At 70.1% G+C, this 26,613-nt stretch carries 24 protein-coding genes and 5 pseudogenes; 13 read left to right on the top strand and 16 right to left on the bottom strand.

Annotated elements, in window-relative coordinates; translation table 11 throughout:
- Positions 1-35: 35 nt before the first annotated feature.
- The gene (locus AB0M76_RS20645) at positions 36-857 is read right to left on the bottom strand and encodes an EamA family transporter (protein ID WP_365954220.1); all 822 of its coding nucleotides are present in this window, start codon (positions 855-857) and stop codon (positions 36-38) included.
- Between AB0M76_RS20645 and AB0M76_RS20640 the strand changes: the two are divergent.
- Positions 822-968 (top strand): annotated as a pseudogene (locus tag AB0M76_RS20640) (MarR family transcriptional regulator); the annotation flags it as partial. The gene AB0M76_RS20645 and the pseudogene AB0M76_RS20640 sit on opposite strands and share 36 nt — an antisense overlap.
- An 18-nt stretch (positions 969-986) precedes the next feature.
- On the opposite strand, the gene AB0M76_RS20635 reads toward AB0M76_RS20640, so the two are convergent.
- Positions 987-2,858 carry a galactose oxidase-like domain-containing protein gene (locus tag AB0M76_RS20635; protein ID WP_365954218.1) on the bottom strand — a complete coding sequence of 624 codons (1,872 nt, stop codon included), beginning with the start codon at positions 2,856-2,858 and terminating at the stop codon, positions 987-989.
- A gap of 265 nt (positions 2,859-3,123) precedes the next feature.
- Between AB0M76_RS20635 and AB0M76_RS20630 the strand changes: the two genes are divergently transcribed.
- Positions 3,124-3,744, top strand: a complete 621-nt coding sequence (locus AB0M76_RS20630) for a DUF4360 domain-containing protein (protein ID WP_266999797.1) — start codon at positions 3,124-3,126, stop codon at positions 3,742-3,744.
- 79 nt (positions 3,745-3,823) lie between these two features.
- On the opposite strand, the gene AB0M76_RS20625 is transcribed toward AB0M76_RS20630, so the two are convergent.
- Positions 3,824-4,753, bottom strand: a complete 930-nt coding sequence (locus tag AB0M76_RS20625) for an AraC family transcriptional regulator (RefSeq protein ID WP_365954217.1) — start codon at positions 4,751-4,753, stop codon at positions 3,824-3,826.
- Between the two features lie 101 nt (positions 4,754-4,854).
- Between AB0M76_RS20625 and AB0M76_RS20620 the strand changes: the two genes are divergently transcribed.
- The gene (locus AB0M76_RS20620; protein ID WP_365954216.1) at positions 4,855-5,772 is read left to right on the top strand and encodes an MBL fold metallo-hydrolase; all 918 of its coding nucleotides are present in this window, start codon (positions 4,855-4,857) and stop codon (positions 5,770-5,772) included.
- On the opposite strand, the gene AB0M76_RS20615 is transcribed toward AB0M76_RS20620, so the two are convergent.
- The 4 genes from AB0M76_RS20615 to AB0M76_RS20600 all read right to left on the bottom strand — a co-directional run bounded on the left by AB0M76_RS20615 (position 5,754) and on the right by AB0M76_RS20600 (position 12,273).
- Positions 5,754-7,703, bottom strand: coding sequence for a helix-turn-helix domain-containing protein (locus AB0M76_RS20615; RefSeq protein ID WP_365954215.1), 1,950 nt, complete (start codon positions 7,701-7,703; stop codon positions 5,754-5,756). The two genes, AB0M76_RS20620 and AB0M76_RS20615, sit on opposite strands and share 19 nt — an antisense overlap.
- 32 nt (positions 7,704-7,735) lie before the next feature.
- Positions 7,736-9,109, bottom strand: coding sequence for an MFS transporter (locus AB0M76_RS20610; RefSeq protein WP_365954420.1), 1,374 nt, complete (start codon positions 9,107-9,109; stop codon positions 7,736-7,738).
- 620 nt (positions 9,110-9,729) lie between these two features.
- Complete coding sequence (locus AB0M76_RS20605; protein WP_365954214.1) at positions 9,730-10,863, bottom strand: IS630 family transposase; 1,134 nt, start codon at positions 10,861-10,863, stop codon at positions 9,730-9,732.
- Between the two features lie 117 nt (positions 10,864-10,980).
- Positions 10,981-12,273 (bottom strand): S8 family serine peptidase, encoded by a 1,293-nt coding sequence (locus tag AB0M76_RS20600; protein ID WP_365954213.1) that lies wholly within the window; start codon positions 12,271-12,273, stop codon positions 10,981-10,983.
- Positions 12,274-12,617: 344 nt separating this feature from the next.
- Here AB0M76_RS20600 and AB0M76_RS20595 point away from each other — a divergent pair.
- Both AB0M76_RS20595 and AB0M76_RS20590 read left to right on the top strand, forming a co-directional pair.
- A pseudogene (locus AB0M76_RS20595) lies at positions 12,618-13,832 on the top strand (NF041680 family putative transposase); the annotation flags it as partial.
- 58 nt (positions 13,833-13,890) lie between these two features.
- Positions 13,891-14,205: pseudogene (locus AB0M76_RS20590) on the top strand (CBS domain-containing protein); the annotation flags it as partial.
- 17 nt (positions 14,206-14,222) lie between these two features.
- On the opposite strand, the pseudogene AB0M76_RS20585 reads toward AB0M76_RS20590, so the two are convergent.
- The 9 genes and pseudogenes from AB0M76_RS20585 to AB0M76_RS20545 form a co-directional block, all read right to left on the bottom strand.
- Positions 14,223-14,851, bottom strand: a pseudogene (locus AB0M76_RS20585) (CBS domain-containing protein); the annotation flags it as partial.
- Positions 14,852-14,901: 50 nt separating this feature from the next.
- A complete protein-coding gene (locus AB0M76_RS20580) occupies positions 14,902-15,366 on the bottom strand; it encodes a cyclic nucleotide-binding domain-containing protein (protein ID WP_365954212.1) in 465 nt (154 codons plus the stop codon).
- 324 nt (positions 15,367-15,690) lie between these two features.
- On the bottom strand, positions 15,691-16,101 hold the full coding sequence (locus AB0M76_RS20575; protein ID WP_365954211.1) for a universal stress protein: 411 nt from the start codon (positions 16,099-16,101) through the stop codon (positions 15,691-15,693).
- A 37-nt stretch (positions 16,102-16,138) separates the two neighbouring features.
- Positions 16,139-16,795 (bottom strand): CBS domain-containing protein, encoded by a 657-nt coding sequence (locus AB0M76_RS20570; RefSeq protein ID WP_365954210.1) that lies wholly within the window; start codon positions 16,793-16,795, stop codon positions 16,139-16,141.
- A gap of 9 nt (positions 16,796-16,804) precedes the next feature.
- On the bottom strand, positions 16,805-16,939 hold the full coding sequence (locus AB0M76_RS20565; RefSeq protein ID WP_365954209.1) for a hypothetical protein: 135 nt from the start codon (positions 16,937-16,939) through the stop codon (positions 16,805-16,807).
- Between the two features lie 41 nt (positions 16,940-16,980).
- Positions 16,981-17,586, bottom strand: coding sequence for a CBS domain-containing protein (locus AB0M76_RS20560; protein ID WP_365954208.1), 606 nt, complete (start codon positions 17,584-17,586; stop codon positions 16,981-16,983).
- 386 nt (positions 17,587-17,972) lie between these two features.
- Positions 17,973-18,626 (bottom strand): CBS domain-containing protein, encoded by a 654-nt coding sequence (locus AB0M76_RS20555; protein ID WP_365954207.1) that lies wholly within the window; start codon positions 18,624-18,626, stop codon positions 17,973-17,975.
- Between the two features lie 10 nt (positions 18,627-18,636).
- A complete protein-coding gene (locus AB0M76_RS20550) occupies positions 18,637-18,954 on the bottom strand; it encodes a hypothetical protein (RefSeq protein WP_365954206.1) in 318 nt (105 codons plus the stop codon).
- 92 nt (positions 18,955-19,046) lie between these two features.
- Positions 19,047-19,445: pseudogene (locus tag AB0M76_RS20545) on the bottom strand (MBL fold metallo-hydrolase); the annotation flags it as partial.
- 174 nt (positions 19,446-19,619) lie between these two features.
- On the opposite strand from AB0M76_RS20545, the gene AB0M76_RS20540 reads away from it, so the two are divergent.
- The 8 genes from AB0M76_RS20540 to AB0M76_RS20505 all read left to right on the top strand — a co-directional run bounded on the left by AB0M76_RS20540 (position 19,620) and on the right by AB0M76_RS20505 (position 26,597).
- Entirely contained in the window at positions 19,620-20,696 is a 1,077-nt protein-coding gene (locus AB0M76_RS20540; protein ID WP_365954205.1) for an alcohol dehydrogenase catalytic domain-containing protein, read from the top strand.
- Between the two features lie 5 nt (positions 20,697-20,701).
- Positions 20,702-21,385, top strand: coding sequence for a pyridoxamine 5'-phosphate oxidase family protein (locus AB0M76_RS20535; protein WP_365954204.1), 684 nt, complete (start codon positions 20,702-20,704; stop codon positions 21,383-21,385).
- Positions 21,385-22,140 (top strand): HAD-IA family hydrolase, encoded by a 756-nt coding sequence (locus AB0M76_RS20530; RefSeq protein WP_365954203.1) that lies wholly within the window; start codon positions 21,385-21,387, stop codon positions 22,138-22,140. The genes AB0M76_RS20535 and AB0M76_RS20530 overlap by 1 nt, the downstream gene beginning before the upstream one ends.
- Entirely contained in the window at positions 22,137-24,539 is a 2,403-nt protein-coding gene (locus tag AB0M76_RS20525; protein WP_365954202.1) for a glycoside hydrolase family 65 protein, read from the top strand. Before AB0M76_RS20530 ends, AB0M76_RS20525 begins: the two co-directional genes overlap by 4 nt.
- Before the next feature lie 78 nt (positions 24,540-24,617).
- Positions 24,618-25,067, top strand: a complete 450-nt coding sequence (locus tag AB0M76_RS20520; protein WP_365954201.1) for a universal stress protein — start codon at positions 24,618-24,620, stop codon at positions 25,065-25,067.
- A 418-nt stretch (positions 25,068-25,485) separates the two neighbouring features.
- Positions 25,486-25,935 carry a PEP/pyruvate-binding domain-containing protein gene (locus AB0M76_RS20515; protein ID WP_365954200.1) on the top strand — a complete coding sequence of 150 codons (450 nt, stop codon included), beginning with the start codon at positions 25,486-25,488 and terminating at the stop codon, positions 25,933-25,935.
- Positions 25,832-26,053 (top strand): putative PEP-binding protein, encoded by a 222-nt coding sequence (locus AB0M76_RS20510; protein ID WP_365954419.1) that lies wholly within the window; start codon positions 25,832-25,834, stop codon positions 26,051-26,053. Before AB0M76_RS20515 ends, AB0M76_RS20510 begins: the two co-directional genes overlap by 104 nt.
- A 43-nt stretch (positions 26,054-26,096) precedes the next feature.
- The gene (locus AB0M76_RS20505) at positions 26,097-26,597 is read left to right on the top strand and encodes a flavodoxin domain-containing protein (RefSeq protein WP_365954199.1); all 501 of its coding nucleotides are present in this window, start codon (positions 26,097-26,099) and stop codon (positions 26,595-26,597) included.
- Positions 26,598-26,613 lie beyond the last annotated feature (16 nt).

Genomic DNA, 26,613 nt, shown 5'->3' with positions numbered 1-26,613 from the left:
GATCTCGTTACCAAATCGAGATATGACTCAAATCCTTATTGACGGTAATTCAGCTGCGAATTTATGTTATCGCTACCTACTGAATTCCTCCCGTTACGAGCGGTGAGGAATCCTCCCCTCCGCCCGAGCAGGATGCCCGCCAGGGTCAGCAGGAGCCCACAGATCTGTCGGAAGGTGAGCGTTTCCCCGGCGATCGCCGTGCCCAACAGGACGCCCGTGACCGGGTTCAGCAGTCCCAGCAGACCGACCGTCGCGGCCGGCAGCCGTCGCAGGCCGGCGAACCAGGCCGCGAACGCCAGCGCCGTCGCGACGACCGTGACATACCCGAATCCGAGCAGCTCGGAACCGTCGAGGGTCGGCGGGGATCCCTCCACCGCGGCGGCGAACGGCAGCAACAGGAGCCCGCCGCCCAACAGCTGCCACGCCGTCGACGCGAGCACCCCGATCTCTGTGCTCCACCGCTTGGCGAGGATGTAGCCGAACGAGGACATCGTCATGGCGGCCACGGAGGCCACCACGCCGAGGGCGTCCATGGGTACGGACCCGGTCAGCAGCATCAGCGACACCCCGGCCACGCCGAGGCCGGCGCCCGCCAGCTGGCGCAGCCCCGGCCGTTCGGAGATCAGCGCCCAGGCGAAGAGCATCATCACCAGCGGCGCGGTCGCCATGACGGTCGAGGCCGCGCTCGTCGGCAGCCGCTGCGCGGCGATGTAGACCAGCGCGAAGAACCCGCCCGTGTTCAGGAAGCCGAGCAGCAGGGACTTCCACCACCAGGATCCGGCGGGCAGCTTCCGGCAGGCGGCCAGGAGCAGCAGCCCGGGGGGCGCGAGCTGATCGACCGGGCGTTTACCGAGCACATGGAGAACGAACGGACCCTGCTCGAGGGCCTCACCCCGCAGCAGGCCGCACAGCTCGAGTCGCTCCTCACTGCCTGGCTGGCCCGGGTCGAGCCGCCGCCCGGGCGCTGAGGCCGGGGTTCGCCCTCGTTATCGGCGGCTGCCGAGCTTGACCCACTTCGCCGTGCTCGGCACCCCTTTCGCGTCGAGCAGGAACAGCATGTAGTACCCCGGCGGGGCGTCGGCCGCACTCGGCGGTGTCCGCAGCCCGATCGCGGTGCCGTGTTTGCCGGTGATCGGGAGTTCCAGATGGCGCTGGCTGGTGTTCACCGCATGGGTGACGGTGGTCGGCGCCAGGAGCACGGCCCGGGTGGCCTGGGCGGCGGTGGAACTGCGTACCTCGAAGCCCGCCCCGTAGCCCAGCTCGCCGGCGGGCGCCCGGTCGAGGGCCGGCCGGCTGCCCCGGTGCAGGTACGCGGGCTCGTAGAGCTCGATACTGCCGTCCATCTTGTCTTTGATATCGGGGTCGTTGGCGATCTGCTGGAGCTCGTCGCCGGTGACCATCATCCGGCCGTCCGGCAGCACGAGGGCGTTGGAGTGGTAGCCGCGGGGCAGCCGCTGCGCCGGTCCGAGCCGCCAACGGCCCTGCGTATCGCGCAGTTCGATCTGCCGGTACGAGAGGTCGGCCTGCGGATTGAACGGCCCGTGCCCGTAATTCCGGGTGTCCAGCGCGCCGTTGACCGTGAGCAGCGTCCCGTCCGGCAGGATCAGCGTGTCGTCCTGGGTTCGGCCGAAGGCCCGCGGCTCCTCGGTGGTCCACCGGCCGCCGGACAGCCGGTACGTGTTCGGGTCGTGCGGATCGCCGCCGAGCACCAGTACGGAGTCGGGGCCGCGGAATCCGGCCGGCAGCGGCACCGCCGAGCCGTAGCCGCGGAAGTCGGCGGGCCGCCGCGGCAGATCGGTCCGGGTCTCCTTCACCGGGTCGAACAGCCACTGCTGGTCGGCGTCCCGGCCGAGGCCGTAGATCATGCCGTCGCGCAGCGAGAACAGGTGCGGATAGTCGTTGCGGAACGGGGCGTCCGCCCGCAGCCGCTCGGAGGCCAGGTCGATGGGGATGTCGTACGGCCCCCAGGGCACGGGATGGCGCAGCGCGGGGAAGCGCTCCACGACCGGGGTGGGCGTGCCCGTACCCCGTTCGGACTGGCCGGACATGATGATCTGGCGCCCGTCCGCCCCCGTCACGACCGAGGGGTACCAGCGGCCGACGGACATGTCCTGGTTGCGGAACCACTTCTCGGTCCACGGGTCGAACACGAACGACAGCTTGGCGCCGCTGCCGCCCTTGCCGCCGGTGTTGCCGCCGAAGACCCCGACCATGCCGTTGGGCAGGAACGCGTGCCCCGCGCAGAAGAACGGTGCCGGGCGCGGTGTGTGCGTACCGTCGGGCATCAGGACGGTCGGGGGCTCCACCTTCTTGAACGCCCGGGCCCCGGTGCCCCGGGCCGGGTCCCACAGGAAGGCGCGGCCCGCGTTGGTCCGGCCGATGCGGTCGGTGGGCCCCGTCTCCTTGGTGGGGTTGACCTCCACGCGCTCGAAGGAGAAGAGCAGCACCTTCCCGGTGGGCAGCAGAGCGGTGTGCACACCGAAGTCGGGGGAGGGGAAGAACTCCGTGAACCGGCCGAACTGCGCGGCGGAGAAGACGGCGTTGGCCTTCTGCTGGGAGGCCTTGAGGGAGGCGAGGCTCTTGGTTCGCTTCGCCTGCGGGTACTCCTTGGGGCCCTTGGCGTCGCTCCGCCGCTGCGCGTGCGCCCGGGCGTGCTCCTCGCCGAGTACGGCGGCCTCGTCGGTGTCCGCCTCGCCCCGGGCGGCGCCGTCGTCGGCCCGGTGCTGCCCCGGAGGGGATTCATGCCCGACTGCCGCGGCGGAGGCGGGCGGTGCGGGCGCGGTCAGGGACGCGAGAGCGGCGGCCACGGCCACGCATGCGGACAGCGCGGCGGACCGCCGTACGAGCGGACCGGGCATGGACTCTCCTCCGTCGACGGGATGTCCAGCATATGAAAAATGTCGGCTTTGGCATGGAGCGGCGCGGGTGAGGCGGGTGAAGGTGTGCCACATGGGCCATCCGGCCGCACGATCCGGATTGCTGAATCGTTTCTCCGGTGAACCGGGCCGTCCGACCGGGTGATGCTGCGTACCCGGTCGGGCTCGGCGACCACGTGCGGCGGCTATCCATGGCGACGTGATCAAGTCACTTCGCATCGCTCGCACCGCACTGACCGCCGCCGCCGTGACCGGATGCCTCGTCACGCTCACCCTTCCGGCCGGGGCGAACGCCACCGCCGCCGCACCCCCCGGCCGGGTGGCCGTCGACGTCGCCTCGGTCAACGGCTCGGGCTGCCGCCCCGGCAGTGCCACCGTCGCCGTGGCCCCCGACAACTCGGCCTTCACCGTCACCTACAGCGAGTACCTGGCCTCGGCCGGTGGCGGCGTCGCCGCCACCGAAGGCCGCAAGAACTGCCTCCTCTCCCTCCTCGTGCACGTCCCGCAGGGCTACACGTACGCGGTGTCCCACGTCGACTACCGGGGCTACGGCAAGCTGGAGCCGGGCGCGACCGGTACCCAGAAGGCCAGCTACTACTTCCAGGGCATGAGTCAGACCGCCAACCGGACCCACCAGTTCCATGGCGAGCTCGACGACAACTGGCAGGTGACCGACACCACCGGCATCGAGGCCCTCGTTTTCGCCCCCTGCGGCGAGCAGCGCAACTTCAACATCAACACCGAGCTGCGAGCGGACGTCGGGACCTCCGACAAGAACAAGACCAGCTACATGACCGTCGACTCCACGGACGGCAGCATCAACAGCGTGTACCACTTCTCCTGGAAGCAGTGTCCGGTCCGGCGCTGAGCCGGCCGGTTCTCCGCAAACCCCGAGCGGCGGCGGCGATCCGTCCCCGCCGCTCACGGGTGTCCGGCTGCCCGGTCGCCTACGAAGCCTTCGCCGCCGCGTCCCGATAGCGGCCCGGTGTGGTCCCGAATTCCCTGCAGAAGGCGTGCGAGAAGGCGTACGGCGTGCCGTACCCGACCCGGCGCGCGATCGCGGCCAGCGGGTCCGGGGTGTCCCGGAGCAGGGTGGCGGCGTAGGTCAGCCGCCACCACGTCAGGTACGCCATCGGCGGGCGGCCGACCAGCGCGGTGAACCGGCGCGCCAGCGTGGGGCGGGAGACGCCCGCCTCGGCCGCCAGCCGGTCGTTGGTCCAGGGCGCGGCCGGATCCGAGTGCAGCGCCCGCAGGGCGGCGGCCGCGACCGGGTCGCCGAGTACGGCCGACCAGGCTCCGCCCGGGCCTTCGGCCATCCAGGAGCGGATCATGTAGACGAGCAGGAGGTCGAGCAGGCTGGGCACCGCCATGCAGGCCCCCGGCCGCTGCTCGCCGCCGAGCTCGCCGCCCAGCAGGGAGATCGCCGCCCGCAGTTCGGGGTGCACTCCGACCCGGTTCGGCAGGTGGACCACCTTCGGCAACTCCAGCATGAGCGGGTGGACGCGGCTGCGGTCGAGCCGGTACTTGCCGCACAGCATCTCCACCGCGCCTGAGGCGGCCGACGGGTCGCAGCCCGGCAGCGTCCCGTCGGGCCGCAGCTCGAACGGCGCCGCCCGCGCCACAGCCGCGGCATCGGCGGGAGAGTCGGCGATCACGTGCCCCGTGCCGTGCGGCAGCAGTACCGCGTCGCCGGGGCCGAGGGAGACCGGCGGGCCGCCGCCGTCGGGCAGCAGCCAGCAGCTGCCCTCCAGCACCACGTGGAAGCCCGCGCCCTCGTACGGGGCGAAGCGCGTGCACCAACTCCCGCTCACCCGGACCCGGTTGGAGGAGGGCCGTCCGATCCGTACGGCCGCGATGGCGTCGCTCACCACATCCATGGGGCAAGGGTAGCGGTAGGCCTCAGGTATGAGACGACCACGTATTCACATGAGCAGTTCAGGCATTGAGAGGCTCAACTGCGCTTTCTAGACTCGACGGTATGAAGAACGAGAGCAGGCAGAGCATCATGCTGGGCGACGTCGAGATCACCCGTGTCATCGAATGGGCAGGTCCGCTCGGACCGGCGCGCAACCTCGTGCCGGGGGTCGGGGCAGAGGTGTGGAAGGAGAACGAGGACTGGCTGTCGCCGGACCACTGGGAGGCGGACAGCGACCGTGCCGTGGTCGCCCTGCAGACCTGGGTGCTGCGCAGCGCCGGGAAGACCGTCCTGGTCGACACGGGCGTGGGCAACGGGCGGGAGCGGCCCGGGTCGCCGCATTTCCACCACCGGCAAGGCGATTTCCTCGGGGAGCTGGCACGGGCCGGAGTCCGGCCGGAGGATGTCGACATCGTCGTCAACACCCACGTGCACGGCGACCACGTCGGCTGGAACACCGTGGCCGCGGACGGTGGTTGGGTGCCGACCTTCCCCGACGCCCAGTACCTCGTCCCGGCGGCCGACGACCACCACTTCGGGCCCGGCAACGCGTACGGCGGCGGCCTCCGGGAGGACGACCGGCTGATATACGAGGACAGCATCGCGCCCGTCCACCATGCCGGGCAGGCCGTGCTCTGGGACGGCGCCCACCGTATCGACGAGCACCTCACCCTCGAGTCCGCGCCCGGACACACCCCCGGATCCGCCGTCCTGCGGCTCACCTCCGGGACCGACCGGGCCGTCTTCGTCGGCGACCTGCTGCACAGCCCCGTGCAGATCCTGGAGCCCGCCTGCAACAGCTGCTTCTGCCTGGATGCCGGGCAGGCCGCCGCCAGCCGTCGCCGGATCCTCGAACGCGCCGCGGATGAGGGTGAGTTGCTCGTACCCGCCCACTTCGGCGGGACGGGAGCGGTCGAAGTCCGCCGCCAGGGGCAGAACTTCGCCCTCGGCGAGTGGGCGGGTTACGTCGAGGTCGGGTAAGGAGAGGGGGGAAGCGGCGACTTCGGGACCGGGCGGGGCCGGGCCGCCGTCACCCGCAGGATCCGCAGGGCGAGCTGGATCTCCAGCGCCCCGGCCGGGGTGTTCCAGTCCTCGCCCAGGATCTGCCGGACCCGGTCGAGGCGCTGCACCACGGTGTTGACGTGCACGTGGAGCGCGTCCTTGGTCCGGGCGAGGCTGGCCCCGTGGGCGAAGTACGCCTCCAGCGTGCGGACCAGTTCCGTCCCGCGCTGCGTGTCGTACGCGATGACCGGCCCCAGTACCTGCTCGACGTACGCGCCCACGTCCGCCCGGTCGCCCAGGAGCACCCCGAGGAACCCGAGGTCGGGCAGGCCGGCTCCGTCGCCGGTGTGGCCGAGGGCGTGCAGGGCCTCGAGGCAGCGCAGCGCCTCGGCGTACACGCCGGGCAGCCCCTCCGGTCCGGCGGCGGGCCCGGCGGAGCCCGCGGTGACCGGGGTGCCCAGGGCCTGGCCCAGCTCGGCGGCGAGCGAGCGGGCGAGCGGGCCCGGGCTCTCGGTCGGGGCGAGGAGGACGACGCGGCCCTGGTGCAGCCCGGCCAGGCCGTCGCGGGCGCGTGCGCGGCGCGCGGCCTCCGCCGCCAGCCGGGGCCGCAGCGCGGCGTCGCAGTGCAGCACCACGAGGGCGTGCGGGCGGGCGAGGTCGACCCCGAGCTTGCGGGCTCGCAGGGTCTGGCTGGCGGTGTCGCGGACACGGCCGGGCGCCGCCGGAGCCAGCAGGTCGCCGAGCAGTTCGCCGCGGACCCGGTCCTCGGCGTGGGCGACGGTACGGCGCAGCAGGAGCAGGAGCGCCGTCACCAGGCCGGCCCGCTCGAACAGCCGCCGCTCGGTGTCGGGCAGGTCGCCGCGTCCGCCGAGGGTGATGCTGCCCAGCAGCTCCGGCCCGGCCAGGACCGCGCAGACCCATATCCCGTCCACCGCGACGGCCCGGCCGCCGGAGCGCGACGCGGCCAGGCCGCGGGCCGGCGGGCCGACCGGGTCCGTGCCGACCCGCGCGAGCTCGGCGCCATCGGCATCGTGCACGACCAGGCTCCCGCCCAGCAGGGCGGCGACCTCCTGGGCGACGTCGGCCACGTCGCCGCCGCGCAGGACGAGGCGGGTGAGGCGGTCATGGGTCTCGGCGGCGAGCCGCATCGCCTCGCTCTGGGCGCGGGCGGTCTCGGTGGCGACCCCGAGTTCGACGAGGGCGGCGCGGGTCTCTTCGAGCAGCCGGGCGCTGTCGATGGCCACGGCGGCATGGTCGGCGAGGGAGGAGAGCAGCGCGACCGCGTCGGGCGCGAAGTCGCGGACCGCCCGGTCGGCCGCGTACAGCACCCCGATCACGCGGGTGCCGACGCGCAGCGGGACGCCGAGGATGCCGCGCAGGCCCTCCTCGCGGACCCCGTTGTCGATGGTGTCCGTGTGCCGGAAGCGGTCGTCGGCGCGGTAGTCGGCGCTGGCGTACGGGCGGGCGGTCTGGGCGACCAGACCGCCGAGCCCCTCGCCCATGCCGAGCCGCAGCTGCTGGAAGGCGGCCGACACCGAGCCGTCGGTGACGCGCATGAACGTGTCGCCGAGGAACGGGTCGTTGAGGGTCATGTACGCGATGTCGGTGCCCAGCAGCATGCGGGCGCGGTGGACGATGGCCCGGAGCACCGCGTCGAGATCGCGCAGGGCGGCGAGGTCGCCAGCCGTGTCGAACAGGGCCGTGAGCTCGGCCTCACGCCGCCGGTGCTGGTCGAGCGTACGCCGGATGTCCAGCGCCACCCGCGTGGCCTCGTCCACGAGGGCCTGCTCGTCAGGGCCCGCCCCGGCGGTACGTGCGTCCGCCGCGGGGCGGTCGAACTGCTCGGCCGGCGCGCCGCGGCGCAGCAGACCGAGCAGCTCGAGCAGGGCGGATTCGTGTCCGGAGGTCATGGGGGCATTCTTCCGTGGCCGGCCGGACCGTATCAGGCGGGGTCGACGGCGGCCGGAAGCGGAGCAGCCCGCCCGCCGGAGGCAGCGGCGGGCCCGGCACCTGTCTGGGCCAGATCACGGCCGCGGGTCTCCCGGGCGAAGGCGACGGTGAGGGTGGTCACCACGGCGGCCCCACAGAGATAGAGGGAGACGGGAACGGAGGAGCCGTAGTCCTTGAGGAGTTCGACGGCGATGAGCGGGGCCAGCGCTCCGGCGACGATCGAGGCGAGCTGAGAGCCCATCGAGGCACCGGAGTAACGCACATCGGTGTCGAACATCTCGGAGATGAAGGCCGCTTGGGGCCCGTACATGGCGCCGTGCAGGAGCAGCCCGGCGGTGACGGCCAGGGTGATGACGGCGAAGGACTTCGAGTCGACGAGCGCGAAGAACGCGAAGGCCCACAGGGCCATGCCGACCGAGCCGATCAGGGTCACCGGGCGCCGGCCGATCCGGTCCGAGAGCGCGCCCCAGGCCGGGATGGTGACGAAGTGGACGGCCGAGCCGATCAGTACGGCGTTCAGCGCGGTGCTCTTGGCCAGCCCCAAGTGCACGGTGACGTACACAAGCAGGAAGGAGGTCAGCACGTAGTAGGAAATGTTCTCGCCGAACCGGGTGCCGATGGCGGTCAGCACCTGGCGCAGGCTGCGGCGGAACACCTGGACGACGGGCGCCTCGTCCTTGCGCCCCTGCCGGGCGGCCTGCGCGGCGAGGAACACGGGCGACTCGGAGACGGACAGCCGGATCCACAGTCCGACCATCACCAGGACACCGGAGAGCAGGAAGGGGACGCGCCAGCCCCACGCCAGGAACGCGGCATCGGACTGCACACCGGCGAGCAGCGCGAGCACCCCGGTGGCCAGCAGGTTCCCGCCCGGCGCACCGGACTGCGGCCACGAGGCCCAGAACCCGCGGTGCTCGGCCCCGCCGTGCTCGGACACGATCAGCACCGCCCCGCCCCACTCACCACCGAGGGCGAAGCCCTGCACCAGCCGCAGGACGGTGAGCAGCACGGGTGCCCCGACGCCGATGCTCGCGTAGGTGGGCAGCAGCCCCATCGCGAAGGTGGCCCCGCCCATCATGAGCAGGCTCAGCACCAGCAGTTTCTTGCGTCCGACCTTGTCCCCGAAGTGCCCGAAGACCACCCCGCCGAGCGGCCGGGCCAGGAACCCGATGGCGTAGGTGATGAAGGCGATCAGAGTCCCGGTCAGCGGATCGCTGGTGGGAAAGAACAGCTTGTTGAACACCAGCGCGGCAGCGGTGCCGTAGAGAAAGAAGTCGTACCACTCGATGGTGGTCCCGATCAGACTGGCGGCGACGATTCTCTTGATGGATCCGGCGGTCGGGGGAGCGGTCTCGGGGGAGGCCATGAACACCACTTCCAGGGGGTCTGCGGGGACGATCGGTGTCGCCACAACGTAGAAGTCCCCAGGTCAGCGGCATATGTGGTGGGCCATCACAATCAGACGCGTTCCTATGTATCCGACCGCCACACCACCGGCGCGGGGTGCCTCCCGCGGCCCCGGACGCGATGGCGACGGCCCCTGCCGGAATAGCAGAGTTGCGCCCGTTTTGGAGGGCCGGTGCTGACTCCCGTGCTGGTTCGGTGCTGACCCGAAACCCCACGTCAGCACCCCTCGCGACCGCTTTACACCCGGAGCGACAATCTGGTGTGCGTGCAGGATGCCGAGTGACTCGAACTTCGCCGCAATTTGATCACGTGGCCCCTTCGATCAGGCGGCTGCCTGCACCACGCGCCGTCTGAGCTTGAGTTTTAAGGGTCAGAACTCAAGCTGAGTGGTCGTTTGCTTCCTGGTCGTGAGGTCTGTTCGGCTGGGCGATCTAGGTTGTGGCGTCTGGCGGGGTGGGTCGGCGGTACTGCCGGGAGCGTAGTGATCCGGTCTTGGTCTGCGAGAGGCGCAGGTCGCACCAGCGGGCCCATAAGCGTCGGCAGGGGCTAGGTCGGCCACACAGCCGACCTAGTGCCGCGTCAGGCAACGTTTGCCCTCTTCACGACCTCACGGAGACGTTCGTCGGCGGCGTGCTTGTTCCGCCAGATGATGTAGCGGCGGATCATGCTGCCCTGGACTTTGTGGGAAGGGTGGTCGGTGCCGTCGAGGGCGAAGTAGCGCAGGGCGGTGAACTGGGCCTCGATGCGGTTGAGCCAGGAGCTGTTGGTCGGGGTGTAGGCGATCTCCACGTTGTTCGCCGCCGCCCATGTCCCGACCCGCTGGCACCGCTTCGTCGTCAGGTGTGGGGAGTAGTTGTCGCAGACGATCGCGATACGGACACCGGTCGGGTGCAGTGAGCGCAGGTAGCGGCAGAACTCCAGGAACTTGGACCGGTTCTTGGTGTTCCTGACGTGCCCGTAGAGCTGGTCCTTGCCGAGGTCGTAGGCGGCGAACAGGTGCCGGACCCCGTGTGGTCGGGTGTAGGTCGCCCGTCGGCGGGGCCGGGGATCCCGGCCGGGGGCCTTGTGTCTCCCGCCGCGTTCGGCCCACTGCCGGCCGGGATGTGGCTGGAGGTTGAGCGGGCCGAACTCATCCATGCAGAAGACGACGTCAGGCTCGCCGTCCTCGGGTATGACCTCGCCGTCGGCGATCGCGTAGAGGTGCTCGACGCGGGCCTTCTTGGCCGCGTAGTCGGGGTCGCGGGAGGTCTTCCACGTCTTTATGCGTTGAAAGGAGACGCCCTCCTCGCGGAGCAGGAGGCGAAGACCTTCGTGGCTGATGTCGTCGATCACCCCCTCGGCGACCAGGAAGTCGGCCAGCTTGGCCAGGCTCCACGTCGAGAACGGCAGGCCGTGCTCGGCCGGCTTGGACTTGGCGATCTTCTTGATCTCCCGGCGTTCCGGGAGGGTGAAGGTTCTCGGTCGGCCACCTTTGTACTTCGGGTAGAGCGAGGCGAAGCCGTCCGCGTTGAAGTTGTGGATCACGTCCCGAACCCGGTCCGCACTGGTGAAGGTCACGTCGGCGATCTTTGCCACGGACATGTTCTGCGCTGATAACAGCACCATCTGGGCCCGTCGCCAGGTCACAACTGACCCAGTTCCTCTGCGGACAATTCGCAGCAACCGTCTGCCCTCGTCATCGTCAACTTCCCGGACCCGCACACGCTCAGCCACGTGATCATTCTGACCGTCCAGTGCCCTCCGGCGCAGCAAATCGAGCGATGCTTCACAACAGGGCGAACGTTGCCTGATGCGGCACTAGCCCCTTCTTCGCGCTGGCGGTTGCCCAGGTCAGTACTTTCCTGCGTAGTCGAGGTAGCCGTAGTAGCGGTTGTCGATCGGGGTGTGGGGGTCGCCGGTGAAGCCGTAGCTGGCGGGCCGGGCTGCGGCGTCGGCGCGGAGCTTGGCGATGACCTGGGCGGGGGTCATTCCGGCGCAGCGCGTGGTGATGCACAGGGCGGCGGTGCCGGCTACGTGGGGGGAGGAGAACGAGGTCCCGCCAAGCATAATCACGGTGCCCCCGCCGGGGCCGTTGGTGAGGGCGGTGGACCGCAGGCACACCCCCGGAGCAGCGATGGTGTGGGCGGCATCCGGGGAGCCGATGGTGGTGAAGTTGGAGAAGTCCGCCGCCGCGTCGTCGTCCGGACCGATCTGACCGGTCACCTGGCATCCGGGCGGGATCGTGCCGAGGCCGCCGGGCTGGCCGTCGGCATCCTGCATGGCGGTAACGGTGAGGACCTCGTCGTAGTTGGCCGGCGAGGTGTTGGCGAAGTCGGTGCTGTCGTTGCCGGCCGAGACCACGACCGTCACACCAGCTTTGTTGACCACCCTGCAGACCGCCAGGTGCAGCACATCGTTGTTGCTGCGCCCGCAGTTTCCGTCGTCGGGACCTTCTCCAGCGAGGCTCATGTTCACCACCTTGATCTTGCTCTTCTTGGCGTGCTGGGCCACCCAGTCGAGCCCGCACACAATGGTGGAGTCCTCCCCGTTCAAGGCGGCGTCGAGCACCTTGACCGCATACAGCCGGGCGCCAGGCGCGACACCCACGGTATCCGCGTCGTTGTCCTTGGCCCCGACGATGCCGGCGACGTAGGTGCCATGTCCCTCGTCGTCCTGAGGGGGCCGGCCACGATTCACGCAGTTGACCCCGCCGGCCACGTTCAGATCGGGGTGGTTGAGGTCAATCCCACTGTCGAGGATCGCCGCACCGGCATGCACCGACCCGGACCCGTTCCCGGACCGCGTGCTGCTTCTGTCGCCGTCCACGCGGTCCACACCGTGCGACAGAATCTGCTCGGTGGCGTGGACCGGCCTGTCAGGCGCCACCATCTCCACGCTGGGGTCGTTCCGCAGGCGCGACACCTGCGAGTTCGGGATCCGGGCCGAATAGCCGACCAGGGCATGCCGGTAAACGAACCCCGGCTCCTCCCCGTAGCGCGTGCGGTGTTCTTTCACGATCGCGTCGACCTGTCCCCGCGCCGAGTCATGAAGCACCACGACATACGCGCCCATCGCAGCAGCCTCCTGCACGGGCACGGCCGCGGACGGCGCTGCGGACGGAAGCCCGACCAGCGCCGCGGCCACCAGCGCGGAGACGGTAGCCAGTCTCCGCGGCCCTCTCTTGACCCACTCTCGCCACACCACTCCAGAACTCCTCACTGCCTCTTGCCGACTGACGAACTGTTTCGCTGCGAACACTTAACAGACGCAAAAGCACTGCAAAAGGGTGAATAGGGTAAATGGACTAAGAAAGGGCTCCGGGAGTGTCACGAATGAGGTGTGAGCTGAGCTTGTTCTTGTGGTCCGGCCTCGAACGATGCCCCGAACATGATTACCCGTACGGTGATTCCGGGGACGTGAACACGGCCTTCGTCTGATCCTGTGCTCCGACCAAAGAGGCACCTGACCAGCTCGAAGGCCGTGGGGGAATGAGTCTGCTGCATCACGATGACCAGCGGGAGCCGTTCGCTGTGGCGTCACGCTTCCGGGACGACTTCTACGCGTGTCTGACCGCCCGCCGTGACGAACTGTTCGAGCTGACCGATGCCTTGCTCTGCGCCGACGGGCCGGTGACGACGCCAGTGGACCTGACGCTGCTGGCCGAGCACCGCCGTGGGCACGGCGCGCTCTACGACGCCCTCAATCGTGGCCGGATCGACGCCGGGCGCCTGCGGCGGACCTTGGCCGCACTGCCGCAGCCCAAGGCCGCCGACGGCCGGCTCGTCCTGGCCGTGGACGTGAGCAACTGGCTGCGGCCGGACGCGCCGTGCAGCGCGGACAGGCTGTTCTGCCACACCTACGGCCGCAGCCGCGACCAGCACCTGATGATCCCCGGCTGGCCGTACTCGTTCGTCGCCGCTCTCGAATCGGGCCGCACTTCGTGGTGCCAGCTGCTGGACGCGGTCCGTCTCGGGCCCGCCGACGACGCCGCCGAGGTCACCGCCGCCCAGGTCCGCCGTGTGGTGGAGGATCTGATCGCGGGCGGGCAGTGGCGCGAGGGCGACGCGGACATCCTCGTCGTCTTCGACGCCGGCTACGACGCCCCGCGCATGGCACACCTCCTTCACGGTCTGCCGGTGGAGGTGCTGGGGCGGATGCGTTCGGACCGGGTGATGCGCAAGCCCGTGCCCCGCCCCTGGATCTCGCCCCCGCAGGGCGGACGGCCCCCGAAGCACGGCAAGGAGTTCCGCTTCGCCAAGCCGGACACCTGGGGCGAGCCGGACACTGCGACCGCGCAGGCCACCGACCGCTACGGCACCGCGCAGACGATGGCCTGGGACCGTATCCATCCCCGGCTCACCACTCGCTCGGCCTGGATCGGCCACGACGGTGAACTCCCCGTCATCGAGGGCACGTTGATCCGGCTGGAGGTCGACCGCCTGCCCGGCGACCGGGACCCGCTGCCGGTCTGGCTGTGGTCCTCGAATACCGGGATAACCGGCGAGGACGTCGATCTGCGATGGCAGGCGTTCCTGCGCAGGTTCGACCTGGAACACACCTTCCGGATGGCGAAGCAGACGCTGGGCTGGACTCGCCCGAAGATCCGTACCCCCGAGGCGGCAGACCGCTGGACATGGCTGGTCATCACCGCCCACACCCAACTGCGGCTCGGCCGCCCGCTCGTCGAGGACCTCCGCCGCCCCATCCAGGTGATGGTCCGCTCGGATCTCGCGGGCGCGGGTGTGATCTTCACCCTCGCCTTTGCCTATCTGCGGCCCGGACGACCGTCTTCACGGCATCATCACCGATCGCGACATCGTGTTGAAGTGCCTTGCCAAGGGCAAGGACCCGCACCGTATGACGGCGGGGCAGCTGGCCCAGGGCAAGCCCATCACCATCGGGGCGGACGCGGACACCGAGCAGGTGTTGCAGATGATGCAGGACCACCGGATCAGGCGACTGCCCGTCATCGAGGAACACCGGCTGGTCGGCATGATCAGCGAAGCCGACCTGGCCCGGCACCTTTCCGACGACCAGGTGGGTCACTTCGTCGAATCCATCTGCGCGGCTCGCTGACGCCGGGTCGCGACGCGTCAGTCGTGCGCGATGACGGCGACCGGGGCGAGGGCGTGGTGGATCAGGGCATGGGCCACGGGGCCGATGTGGGCGCCGAAAACGGAGCGGCGTATGCGTCGGCCAACGATGACGATGCCCGCCCCGCACCCTCCTCGACCGAGCAGTCGATGTGTACCGGTGGCGCCAGTTCCGCCAGCACGTCGCCGCGAACCTCTTCCTCGATCTCCTCGTCGGGCCGCAGGAACACCTTCAGCAGGTCGCTGCGACTGACGACGCCTTCCAACAGGCCGATGCCGTTCACCACGGGCAGCCGTTTGACGTTCTTGGTGGCCATGATGCGGGCGGCCTCGGCGATCGTGGCATCCGGGTGGACGGTGACCGCAGGGCTGGACATGAGCTCCTCGGCGAGTACGCCGCCGGCCTTCGACGCCTCGTCGAGCTGCTCGGGCAGCCGCGGGTCGTCCTGCCGGAATTCCTCCTTGGGCAGCAGATCGGCCTCGGAGACCACGCCCACGACGCGTCCTTCGCCCTCCAGGACTGGCAGGGCGCTGACCTGCCACTGGTTCATCAGCTCGACGATCTCGTTGTACGAGGCCTCACGGCCGACTGCGACGGCCGTATGCGCCATCACGTCGGCGACGGTGTAGCGGATTGCGGGCAGGACCGGTTCCTTGGATGCTCTGGGTCCAGGGCGGCTCACAGCCTGCTGCCGCTCCCGTGGGGGGCGTAGCGGTCGAGCAGACGGATCCGGGCGGCGAGAAGTCGGTGGGCGAGTACCTGGCCCACCCAGTGGCCGATCGCGGACCCGAAGGCCGGGTCGGCGTCCGTCATCATCCGCACGGCCACGGCGTCGAACTCGTCGGTGCGTACCGGGGTCGTCGCCTCGGCGCCGAATTGCCAGGTGTACGGGCGGAACAGCCAGGACCAGCCGACCAGCTCACCGGGACCGAGACTCTCGATCAGCGCCGGCTTGCTGCCGGGCACGTGGACGTCGAGGGTGACGGTGCCGGTCCGCACGATCCAGAAGCGGTCGGCACGGCCTCCTTCGGTGAAGATCCGTGCTCCCTCCTCGAAGTTCACCTCGTGGGCGACGCTCATCAGCCGTGCCCGGTACTCCGCCGAGAGTGCGGCCGAGATCCGCAGGGGGGAAGGGGTGCTCATGGCGGCCTCCGTTCGATTCCGTGTCCAGTCTCGCCCCGCGCTCCCTCGGCGGGCATGGGCCGACCGGTCCCACAGATGGCCCGATCAGACCCCTGCGACGCTCGACGCCCTCCCGACGTCGATGACACGGGCCCGCGTCTGCGGTCACCCCGCCCGGCAAGGGGCCGAACGGCCGGCGGAAAGGGACCGAGTGGCCCCTGTTCGAAGCGGCCGGTCTCGCCGAATCGTGTCAGGAGGACGTGTGCAGGGCCGATGCTCGCCGCCTCCGACGGACATCGGCGTAGCTCCGTGGCGGCATGCCCGACGCTCGCCCGCGAAGTGACCTCAACGGCCGGGTACCTCGCCTGCCAGGGCCCCACGACGTCCTCCAGAGCAGCTTTCACCGAGTACGAAGCCCATGAGCGTGCCCAGTCCCCGAGACCCGATGACGATCATGCCCGCGTTTGCCGCGACGTGGGCCAGCATGGCGGCCGTGCGGCCGTCGAGTGACCGGATGTCGACGTCCAGTTGGGGGTGCGTCGTGCGCAGCACTTCGGCGGCCTCGGTCAGCAGTGCCTGGGACCATTGACGGCGCACATCGGCTGTCGGGACGGGGACGGCGCGGGGGGACGACCACTCCTCGGCGTGGACGAGGTGGAGCCGCACTCCGCGCAGCAGGGCCTCACGAGCCGCCCAGTGGGCTGCCGCGACGCTTTCGGCGGATCCGTCGAGGCCGACGATGATGGGATCGTTCATGAGGCTTCCCTCGCGATGGTCACGCTCATCAGACCCTTCAGGCCGGGTTCGTGTCGTCGATGGCGTACCCGAGATGCTGGGTGACGGAGACCACGCCGTCCACAGTGCGGCAGAGCCGTTCGATCAGCGGGACGAGGCTCTTGAAGTCGACGGTTCCGTGCAGTTCGACCCGGCCTTGGACCACTTCCACGGTGACGGCCTCGGGGCTCTGACGCAGACTGAGGTCGAGTACGTCACCCATGATCTCGTGACGGATGTCCTCGTCGTCCCGCAGGAAGATCCGCAGCAGGTCCCTTCTGCTGACGATGCCGATCAGCATGTCCGAGTCGTCTACGACCAGGAGCCGCTTGACCCCTTGTGCTTCCATCAGTCTCGCTGCTTCGGCGACGGTCCAGTCGGGTCTGGCGCACACGGGGGGCGAGGACATCAGCTCGTCGGCGCGTGTCCCCGCGGCCTTGTCCTCCTGCCACGCTTCTCGTTCGGGCAGTGACTGGAAGTAGTCTCCTTGGCCTGCGGACTTCGGCAGCAGATCCCGTTCCGAGATCACGCCGAGCGGATGGCCGGCCCGGTCGACGACCGGGACTGCCGACACCTGGTGGTCCGTCAGGGTTCGGGCAATCGTCTTGAACGGGGCGTCGTCGGGGACAGTGACGACCTCGCGGGTCATCAACTCGCGGATTTCTCGATGCCTCATGCTCTTCTCCTACCTTTCGGCAGCGGTGCGAGCGCCGACCGACACCCCGTCCTGTTCGTAGTCGAGCCGGTTGACCACGCTCACGGGACCGTCGACGTTCTGGCACAGGTGCAGCGGGACGGGAACCAGGCTGCGCCGACTCACGGTGCCGGGATGCCGATGCGGTGACTCATGGCCGCCCCCTTCTACCTGTGTACTTCGGTGCCGAGGCGCGCGGCCGTGACGTCAACGACCCCCGGCACGGTGCGTGCGACGCGGATCAGCACGTTCCTCAGGGCCGGGTCGGGGATGGTGCCGTCCAGGTGGACGAGGCCATCGGTGACGTGGACCTGCACCACGGCTGAGCCGGCGGGGATGAGTTCGGCCATGATCAGTTCGCGGAGCTCTTCCGCGATGTCCGCGTCGGGGCGGAGGTAGATCTTGAGCAGGTCGCCTCGGCTGACCACGCCCACGAGGCGGCCGTCGCTGTCGACGACGGGGAGTCGCTTCAGGTGCCTGTGGGCCATCAGGCGGGCGGCGCCCGCGATGCCGGTCTCCTCGGTCACGGTGACGGCCGGGAAGGTCATCAGCTGGCCGGCGGTCACGGCGCGGGATTCGTCCGCGCCTTGGGCCTTCAGCAGCAGATCGGCTTCGGACACCACACCGACGACGCGTCCCTCGTCCGACAGGACGGGCAGGGCACTGATCCGCCATTGCCGCATGGCCTCCACGATCTCCTTGATCGGTGCTCCGCGGTCGACGGAGATCACGGCGTGGGTCATCACGTCGTTGACGGTGCGCAGGTGCTTCATGATTCCTCCAGAGCGGCGTCCCCCCACGTCCGAGCGTCGGCACCGACGTCTGCCGGGGATAGGACCATCAGGGGGCCGGTGGGGACTGACCGGCCCTGTCGCCGAGGCGGAATCCGGTGCTTCCATGGAATCGACGGAAAGAGTCCTCGAGGATGCGGAGAAGCGGCTAACGGCCGTGCACCGCGCAATCGGGATCCGCGAGAAGCGGGCGGGCTCTTTCCGCCTTCGTCGTGTGCGTCAACTTGTGCGCTCTGGAGCGGACGCGGTGTCCGGTGCCAGGTCGTTGACGGCGTAGTCGAGGGACGGTCCAAGGAGTGTCGGTGACAGCTCGGTTCATGGACGTGAGACAGACGGCACAGTGCCGGAACATGCCGGGCCTGCGACGCTCAGCTTGATGCGGGGCCTACGAGTCGGCAGTGGACGTCGACGATGCCTTCGACGGAGTGGGTGAGGCGTTCGGCCAGAGGGATCAGGGTGCCGTCCCTGACCTCCCCGGTCAGGGTGGCAATCCCTCGGGACACGGTGACCTTGACGGCCTTGTGGGAGAGCGGGAAGAGGCGCTTGACGACGCTCTGGCGGATCTCGGCGGTCAGCTCGTCGTCGGATCGGAGGAAGACCTTCAGGAGGTCGGAGCGGCTGACGATGCCCTTGAGGGTTCCGTTGGCGTCGACCACCGGGAGCCGCTTGATGTGCCGGTCGGCCATGAGGCGGGCGGCCTGGGGGAGCGTGGCGTCGGGGTGGACGGTGACGGCGGGGGTGGTCATCAGTTGCTCCGCGCGGACCGAGCCGGCCTTGGCGGTGTCGGCGAGGCGTCGCAACTGCTCGATCATGCCGGGCCGGTGCTCGTGGAATTCCTCCTTGGGGAGCAGGTCGGCTTCGGAGACCACGCCGACGACACGGGCTTCGCCCTCGATGACTGCGACGGCGCTGACCTTCCACCGTTCCATGGCAGCCACGATTTCCTTGAACTCGGTGGCGGGGGTGACCGTGACGACGGGCGTCGTCATCACGTCGTGGACGGTGTACGGGGTGGAGGTCATGGCACGCTCCTCAGCGGGCGTAGGCGAGCGGCTGGCCGCTGCCGTAGGGGGCGAACAGGTCGAGGAGCCGGGGCCGGGCGGAGTCGAGCCGGTCGGCGATGACAGCGGCGACGGCGACGGCGACGGAGCGGCCCACGTCCGAGTCCTCCTTGCACGACTCCCGTACGGCCGGCGCGTCGAATCCCAGGCCACGCCAGAACTTCTCGGCCCGTTGGTGTTCCTTGAAGATGCGGGTGCCGGCCGGGAACGTCAGCTGGTGGGAGTGGGCGAGCAGGGCCTCGCGGGCTTCCGGTGCCATCGCTTCGAGGATGCTGTGCATGGTGCTCATGGAGCGCCTCCAACCCTTCGTCCTCACCGTGCTCCGCGGGCCATGGGGGCCGGGAGGGCCGCGCGGTGCATTCCGCAGGGCCGTCCGGCCTTGGCGGGCCGGTGCTTGGACCAGCCGTGCTGGTTGGCGTGCTCGGCAGCCTCCATCTGAAGGCGGGCGCTGTCACGGAGGACGATCTCGGCGAGTCGGGCCGTGGCGGTGGTGGCCAGGATCGGACCGCGGAAGCCGTGCCGGACCAGCCGGGGCAGGTAGCCGCAGTGGTCCAGATGGGCATGTGTGACGACGACCGCGTGGATGTCGCGGGCATCGCAGGCGAGCTTGTCCCAGTTGCGGCGGCGCAGGTCAGCGACACCCTGGAAGAGCCCGCAGTCGACGAGGATCCGGGCGTGGTCGCTCTCGATGAGGAACTTGCTGCCGGTGACCGTCCGGACACCGCCGAGGAATCTCAGCAGCGCCGGACGGGAGGCGGGAGGCGGGGCCGACTGGGACATGGCGGCGGCCCTCCTTTCGGGACGGGTGCCGGATACCACCGTCGCACCCACCACGCCGCGGCAGAGAGACCCCACTGGGCCCCTTGGAGGGGCCGACCGGCCCATGCGGGACGGAGGCCTGTGGGCACAGCCTGGCGGTGACCCCTTCCCGCGCCGCACAGAGAGGCCGCAGTCATGAAGGCACTCGTCTTCCAAGGCCCCGGGCAGACCTCCTGGCAGGACGTCCCGGACCCCGCGATCAAAGACGCCGCCGACGCGATCATCAGGGTCGACGCCGTCGCCATCTGCGGCACCGACCTGCACATCATCAAGGGCGACGTCCCCGAAGTGACCCCCGGCCGCATCCTGGGCCACGAGGCCGTCGGCACCGTGGTCGAGACCGGCGGCGACGTCCGCACCGTACGTCCCGGCGACCGTGTGCTGATCTCCTGCATCTCCGCCTGCGGCCGCTGCCGCTTCTGCCGCGAAGGCCACTACGGCCAGTGCCGCGGAGGCGGCGGCTGGGTCCTGGGCCACACCATCGACGGCACCCAGGCCCAATACGTACGCGTCCCCTTCGCCGACCTCTCCGTATACCCGCTGCCCAGTGCCCTGGCCAGCCACGACGCGGTCCTGCTCGCCGACATCTTCCCGACCTCCTACGAGGTGGGCGTCCTCAACGGCAACGTGCGCCCCGGAGACACCGTCGTCGTGGTCGGAGCAGGCCCCATCGGCCTGGCCGCCATCGCCACTGCCCAGCTCTACAGCCCCGGGCGGATCGTCGCCGTCGACCTCGCCGCCTCCCGGCTCGCCGCAGCGCGTGACCTCGGTGCCGACGCAACTGCAAGCGCGCAGGAGGAGCCCGAGCGGCTGGTCGAGGACCTGACCGAGGGGCTGGGCGCCGACGTGGTCATCGAGGCGGTCGGCGTCCCGGAGTCGTTCGAGATGTGCACCCGCATGGTCCGCCCCGGCGGACGCGTCGCCAACATCGGCGTGCACGGCAAGCCGGCCGTCCTCCACCTCGAAGACCTGTGGATCAAGGACGTCACCATCACCACGGGCCTCGTCGACACCCACTCCACCCCCATGCTGCTGCGCATGATGGCCGCAGGCCGCCTCCCCGGGGCCGCGATGGTCACCCACCGCTTCGAGCTGGACCAGATGGAAGAGGCGTACGACGTCTTCTCCCGCGCCGGCGAAACCGGTGCCCTCAAGGTCGTGCTCGGCGGACCGCAGCACAACGCGGTCACCGTGCCGCCCCAGGAAGCGTGAGTGCCATGAAGAGCATTCCGAGCACCCAGCCGCAACCGTCCGGCGAGACGGCCGGACGCACCGACCTCGGCCGCCGCCTTGCAGCCCGCCGGAACGCACTCGGCCTGAGCCGCGAGCAACTCGGCCAGAAGTGCGGAGCCGACGCGAACTACATCGCTTATCTGGAGGACCACGCCGCATCCCCGGCCATCAGCACCCTCCTCCGCGTCGCCGACGCGCTCGGCGTCACCGTCGAAGACCTGACCGGCGCGAGCGCCGAGCGCGCACCCGGCCGGTCCACCGCCCGGCGCGACAGCTCGCTCGTACCGCTGGACGAGACCGAATGCCGACGGCTTCTTGCCACTCACGGTGTGGGCCGCATCGCGGTCTTCCTCCCGGATGGCCCGGCTGTGCTCCCGGTCAACTATCTGGTCGCAGGATCCGACATCGCCTTCCGCACTGCTGAGGGAGCGACGGCTGCCAGAGCAGCGGGGACCGAGGCCGCCTTCGAGATCGACAACATCGACGACGTGACCGCAAGCGGGTGGAGCGTCCTGGCCGTGGGCGAACTGGCGCCTGTGACCGACGCGGAAGACCTCCACCGCCTGAATGCCACGGCCCGATCCCACCCGTGGGCCGGCGGCGCCCGGGCCCACTGGATGAAGCTCACCCCGGTCCGACTCACCGGCCGCCGTGTGGTGCACGAGTGATGGACGAGGTGGGCGCGGTCGTCTTCGACACGGACGGGGTGCTCCTCGCCACGGCGGCCCGCCACGCGGCCGCCTGGAAGGAGACCTTCGACGGATGCCTCGCCGAGTGGGAGCCGCACGCCCGTGAACGTCCGCACCCGTTCGACGCCGTCCGTGAGTACCGGGAGCTGGTGGACGGCAGATCCCGCCTCGACGGCGTACGGGCCTTCCTCACGGCCCGCGACATCGACCTTCTGCCTGGGACGCCCGAGGATCCACCTGGGTGCGCCACCGTCCACGCCGTCGCCGCCCGCAAGGAGGAAGTCTTCTCCGAGATGCTGCGGGCCGATGGCGTGAGGGTGTTCGACGAGGTCCGGCCCGTGCTCATGCGAATGCGGGAACAGGCGATCCGGTGCGCGGACGTCTCGGCGTCACGGCACGCCCGCTCTCTCTTGGACTCAGCAGACCTGATCGGCTTGTTCGATGCCGTCGTGGACGGCCAGGACCCGGCGGCATTGGCCTTGCCGGGCAAACCCGATCCGGCCCTCTTCCTCGAAGCCGCCGACCGGCTCGGCACCGTCCCCGCCCGAGCGGCCGTGGTGGAGGACGCGCTCGCCGGGGTCGACGCAGGTCGCCGAGGCCGCTTCCACCTGGTCGTGGGCCTCAACCGTGACGACGACCCGCAGATGACGGACGCGCTGCGCGCGCACGGCGCCCACCTCGTTCTCCCCGACCTCGGCGGACTGCCCGCCGCACTCGAAGGTCCTCGGCCGTGACCACGCCCTGGCGCTGGGAGTACCACCGCTACGACCCCAAGACCGAGCGGCTGGTCGAGTCCCTGTGCACCCTGGGCAACGGCCGTTTCGCCACGCGCGGGTCTGCCCCCGAATGCGTTGCCGATGACATCCACTACCCGGGCACCTACCTCGCCGGCTGCTACGACCGGCTCACCTCTCAGGTCGCCGGACGCACGGTCGCCAACGAGGACATGGTCCGGCTTCCGGACTGGGCCGCCCTGCGGTACCGCTGCCTGCCGGACGATGCCGAGCACGGCGACTGGCTCACCCCGGACCACCCCAGCCTGCGGCACTGCCACGTCTCCCTGGACCGGCGAGCCGGCACACTCACCCGCCGGATGCTGTTCCACGACGCCGAAGGCCGCCGCCTGGGCGTCACCCACACCCGCCTCGTCCACATGGGAGACCCGAACCTGGCCGCCCAGCGGACCGTCTTCCGGGCGTACGGCTGGAACGGCGAGATCGAGATCGAATCCGTGCTCGACGGCGACATCACCAACTCGGGCGTCGACCGCTACCGCGCCCTGGCAGGGCGGCATCTCGTCGAGCACCGGGCGGGTGTGGAGGCGGAGGGCATCGCTTGGCTGGGCTGCACCACCACAACCTCCCGAGTAGGGATCGGGCTCGCGGTCCGGACATCGGCACGCCCTCTGGTACCGGTCGGCAGCGCATGCACAGCTGCCACCACCACGCAGACGTCCGTCCTGCCCATCGAGCGGGCCGCCCAGGTCGTCGTCGTGAAGACCGCTGCCCTGTGCAGCTCACTCGACCGTCCCTTGGCCGATCCCGTGCGGCGGAGTATCGAGTGCGCCGTACACGCCCCGGACTTTCCCTCCCTGCTGGCCTCCCACCGGGCGTCCTGGCAACGCCTCTGGAGCGAAGGAGAGTTGAAGGTGCCCGGTGAGACGGGCAGGGTTCTGCGTCTGCACGCCTTTCATGTCCTGCAGACCCTGTCGCCACACACCGCGGAGACCGACGCTGGCGTCCCGGCCCGTGGCCTCCACGGCGAGGCGTACCGGGGCCACGTCTTCTGGGATGAACTGTTCGTCCTGCCGTACCTCGCCCTCCACTTCCCGGAGACCGCTCGCGCCCTGCTGATGTACCGGCACCGCCGACTCCCCGAGGCCCGGGAGGCAGCCCGCCGTGCCAGGAAGCGTGGCGCGATGTTCCCCTGGCAGAGCGGTGGTTCCGGAGCAGAGGAGACGCAGCGGCTGCACCTCAACCCGCACTCCGGCCGCTGGCTGCCGGACCATTCCCACCTCCAGCACCATGTGGGTTCGGCCATCGCCTGGAACGTGTGGCAGTACGGTCAGGCCACCGGCGACGCCGGTTTCATGCACGGCCCCGGCGCCGAACTCCTCCTACACATCGCCCGGTTCTGGGTCGACGCCGCTACCTGGGACACCAGCCTCGGCCGCTACCGGATACGCGGCGTCGTCGGTCCGGACGAATACCACGACGCCTACCCGGACGGGGCCGCCCCCGGCATCGACGACAACGCCTACACCAACGTCACCGCCGCCTGGGTGCTCGCCCGCGCACTCGACCTGTACGGAGAACTGCCGGCAAGCCGACGCGCCGAGCTCCTCACGCAACTCGGCATCGAGCCCGAAGACCTCGGTGCTTGGGAGGACGTCTCGCGCCGCCTGTACGTGCCGTTCCACAAGGACGTGATCAGCCAGTTCCACGGGTACGGAGATCTCGCCGAGCTCGACTGGGACGGCTACCGGGCCCGCTACCACGACATCCGCCGCCTGGACCGCATCCTGGAAGCGGAAGGCGACACACCCAACCGCTACCAGGCGTCCAAGCAGGCCGACACACTGATGCTCGGCTATCTCTTCCGCCCCGCGGAACTTGAAGAACTGTTCACCCGGCTCGGACACCACCTAGACGACGACCTTTGGCGCAGGACGGTGACCTACTACCTGCGACGCACATGCCACGGCTCCACGCTCAGCAGTCTCGTCCACGGCTGGGTCCTCGCCCGGGAGCAGGGCCCGGACGCCTGGCGCTACTGTCAGGAAGCCCTGCTCAGCGACATCACCGATGTCCAGGGCGGCACGACGGGCGAAGGGGTCCACCTCGGTGCCATGGGCGGGACCATCGACCTCGTCCAGCGCGGCTTCGTCGGACTCGACCCCAAGATCGACGGCCTGCACGTCGACCCGGTGCCCCTCTCCGAAGTGCCCGGATCGTCGTTCTCGATCTCCTACCTCGGGCACCCGAACATCCGTATCCGGTTCCGGCCCGGCCGGCTCGGCATCAGCGTCCCGTCGTCGCCTCTGGGCTCGGTGCCGTTGGTTCTGCCCGGCGACCGACACGAACGTGTTGCCGCAGGTCAGGAGCGGTGGTTCCGGCTACCCAAGGGGGAGTAGAGGCTGAGACCGCCTCGCGTGGCGGCGCGTTCGTGATGCGCACACTGTGGATGTATCGGCCATTGGAAGGTGAGCGGGATGGACAGGCAGCAAGAGGCTCCTCGGATCGTGGTGGGCGCCGACGGATCGCCCTCGTCCCAGGCCGCGCTGCGCTGGGCGGTCCGGTACGCAGGCCTCGTGGGCGGGCGAGTAGAAGCGGTCACCGCGTGGGACCTGCCCGGTGCCGGATCATGGTCAGCTCCGGCCGTGGACGCCACGTTCGACGAGGAGGACGCCGAGCGGCGTCTGGTCGAAGAAGTCCGCACGGTCCTGGGTGAGGGCGGTGCCTCCTCGGTGCACGAGCGCCTGGTGCGCGGCAATCCGGCCGATGTCCTGGTGGAGTCGGCAGAGGGCGCGGACATGCTGGTCGTGGGCAGTCGTGGGCGCGGCGGCTTCAGCCGGGCCCTGCTCGGTTCCGTGAGCCAGCAGGTGGCGCTTCATGCCCCGTGCCCGGTCACCATCGTCCGTCCGGACGTGCCCGTCGGGTAACCCCGTCTCGGGCCCCCCTCGCCCCGGCACGCGCCTTGCCGACCGTGCGCGCGGGGGCCGGTGTGCGTGAGTGAACAGCGGGCTCCTGAGCCCGAGCCGCGCGGGCGACCGGGCATGCCTCGGTCCGGGCGGTCACTCAGGACCGGACCCTGGCCCAATCGGCCCCGCACCGCAGAGGCCCACTCGGCCCTGCGTGAATAGTCCCCTCGGCACTGCGGCCACCCTGGCCCACGGAGTGATCGTGGAAGCCGGACGCCATCCCGGCGCCACCTTCCGAGGAGGGTGACCACGATGCAGCGCATTCGAGTCCAGTCCCGGCTCAAGCAGCCTCACAAGCCCGCCCCGCTGGATCTGCGCACGCCCTCCGGCCGTCCCCTGCCGTACTGAGCCCCGCCGACACGCAGCACCGGAGGATCTCATGGGACCCATGCGACGCGTCGTACCGTTCACCGAACTCGGCCGAGGAGACGTCGGCCGGGTCGGCGGGAAGAACGCCTCCCTCGGAGAGCTGTACCGGCTGCACGACGGTGTCTCTCGAAGACGTCGGGGCGGGCATCCGCTCGATGATCACGGGCGAGCCCTGCCCGAACCCCTGAAGACCGAGATCATCGCAGCGTACGAGGCCCTCGGCCAGGCGCTCGGGCGCTCCGAACCGGAAATCGCGGTGCGCAACAGCGCCACCGCTGAGGACCTCCCGGAGGTCAGTTTCGCCGACCGGCAGGAGACCCGCCCTCACCCGGATCCTCCTGCCGCGGGTCCAGGCCCTGGGGCGTCCCGTGGGCCTGTGCGGACAGCGTCCCAGCGACGACCCGGCATACGCCGCCTTCCTCGTCCGGGCCGGCATCGACTCGATCTCCGTTGCCCTTGACGGCTTCGCCGCTGTCCAGCAGTACGTCGCCGCTGCCGAGGAGGAGCGCTACGGGGAGGACCGAATGGCCCTTCTCGGGATCCGTCCGGCCCAAGCGGACGAGCATTCGGTCGCGTGACAGTGGCATCAGCCCCGCACCATGGAATCAAGGAGCACTCGTCATGAGCACCAAGCGAGTCCTGGTTGCCTACGGCACCAAGCACGGTGCCACCGCAGGCATCGCCGAACAGATCTGCAAGACCCTCCGCGAGGACGGCTTGGACGCCGTCGTGCTGCCGGCCGACGATGTCCGGGACGTCCGTGCCTATGACGCCGTCGTCCTCGGCGGATCCCTGTACGCCGGGCACTGGAGCAGCAAGGCCAAGCACTGCGCCGAGCGCAACGCGGACTCCCTCAGGCACCGACCGGTGTGGATGTTCAGCAGTGGCCCCCTCGACCGTTCCGCAGAGGAGCAGGACGTCCCTCCGGTCGCCGCTGTCGCCCGGCAGATGCAGCTCGTCGGGGCGCGCGAGCACATGACCTTCGGCGGCAGCATCACGGCCAGGACCCCGGGGTTCCTCGCCAAGGCACTGGTCCGCCAAGGCAAGGGCGGCGACTTCCGCAACCCCGAGCGGATCCAGAACTGGGCCCACCACATCAGCGCCGAGCTCGTCGCCGCCTGAAAGGACGGCCCGGCTC

The organism is Streptomyces sp. NPDC051364 (assembly GCF_040682115.1).
GTDB lineage: Bacteria > Actinomycetota > Actinomycetes > Streptomycetales > Streptomycetaceae > Streptomyces.
The sequence above is the reverse complement of the archived record's forward strand: the minus strand, read 5'-3'. Positions and strand labels throughout refer to the sequence as shown.

Bases quoted from the DNA above. Each gene is read 5' to 3' on its own strand.
- AB0M76_RS20625 (WP_365954217.1), bottom strand. From the start codon at position 4,753: ATGGATGTGGTGAGCGACGCCATCGCGGCCGTACGGATCGGACGGCCC.
- AB0M76_RS20555 (WP_365954207.1), bottom strand. From the start codon at position 18,626: ATGACCTCCACCCCGTACACCGTCCACGACGTGATGACGACGCCCGTC.
- AB0M76_RS20570 (WP_365954210.1), bottom strand. From the start codon at position 16,795: ATGAGGCATCGAGAAATCCGCGAGTTGATGACCCGCGAGGTCGTCACT.
- AB0M76_RS20520 (WP_365954201.1), top strand. From the start codon at position 24,618: ATGGACAGGCAGCAAGAGGCTCCTCGGATCGTGGTGGGCGCCGACGGA.
- AB0M76_RS20580 (WP_365954212.1), bottom strand. From the start codon at position 15,366: ATGAGCACCCCTTCCCCCCTGCGGATCTCGGCCGCACTCTCGGCGGAG.
- AB0M76_RS20530 (WP_365954203.1), top strand. From the start codon at position 21,385: ATGGACGAGGTGGGCGCGGTCGTCTTCGACACGGACGGGGTGCTCCTC.
- AB0M76_RS20550 (WP_365954206.1), bottom strand. From the start codon at position 18,954: ATGAGCACCATGCACAGCATCCTCGAAGCGATGGCACCGGAAGCCCGC.
- AB0M76_RS20575 (WP_365954211.1), bottom strand. From the start codon at position 16,101: ATGAACGATCCCATCATCGTCGGCCTCGACGGATCCGCCGAAAGCGTC.
- AB0M76_RS20615 (WP_365954215.1), bottom strand. From the start codon at position 7,703: ATGACCTCCGGACACGAATCCGCCCTGCTCGAGCTGCTCGGTCTGCTG.
- AB0M76_RS20560 (WP_365954208.1), bottom strand. From the start codon at position 17,586: ATGAAGCACCTGCGCACCGTCAACGACGTGATGACCCACGCCGTGATC.
- AB0M76_RS20540 (WP_365954205.1), top strand. From the start codon at position 19,620: ATGAAGGCACTCGTCTTCCAAGGCCCCGGGCAGACCTCCTGGCAGGAC.
- AB0M76_RS20610 (WP_365954420.1), bottom strand. From the start codon at position 9,109: ATGGCCTCCCCCGAGACCGCTCCCCCGACCGCCGGATCCATCAAGAGA.
- AB0M76_RS20505 (WP_365954199.1), top strand. From the start codon at position 26,097: ATGAGCACCAAGCGAGTCCTGGTTGCCTACGGCACCAAGCACGGTGCC.
- AB0M76_RS20515 (WP_365954200.1), top strand. From the start codon at position 25,486: ATGGGACCCATGCGACGCGTCGTACCGTTCACCGAACTCGGCCGAGGA.
- AB0M76_RS20635 (WP_365954218.1), bottom strand. From the start codon at position 2,858: ATGCCCGGTCCGCTCGTACGGCGGTCCGCCGCGCTGTCCGCATGCGTG.
- AB0M76_RS20620 (WP_365954216.1), top strand. From the start codon at position 4,855: ATGAAGAACGAGAGCAGGCAGAGCATCATGCTGGGCGACGTCGAGATC.
- AB0M76_RS20535 (WP_365954204.1), top strand. From the start codon at position 20,702: ATGAAGAGCATTCCGAGCACCCAGCCGCAACCGTCCGGCGAGACGGCC.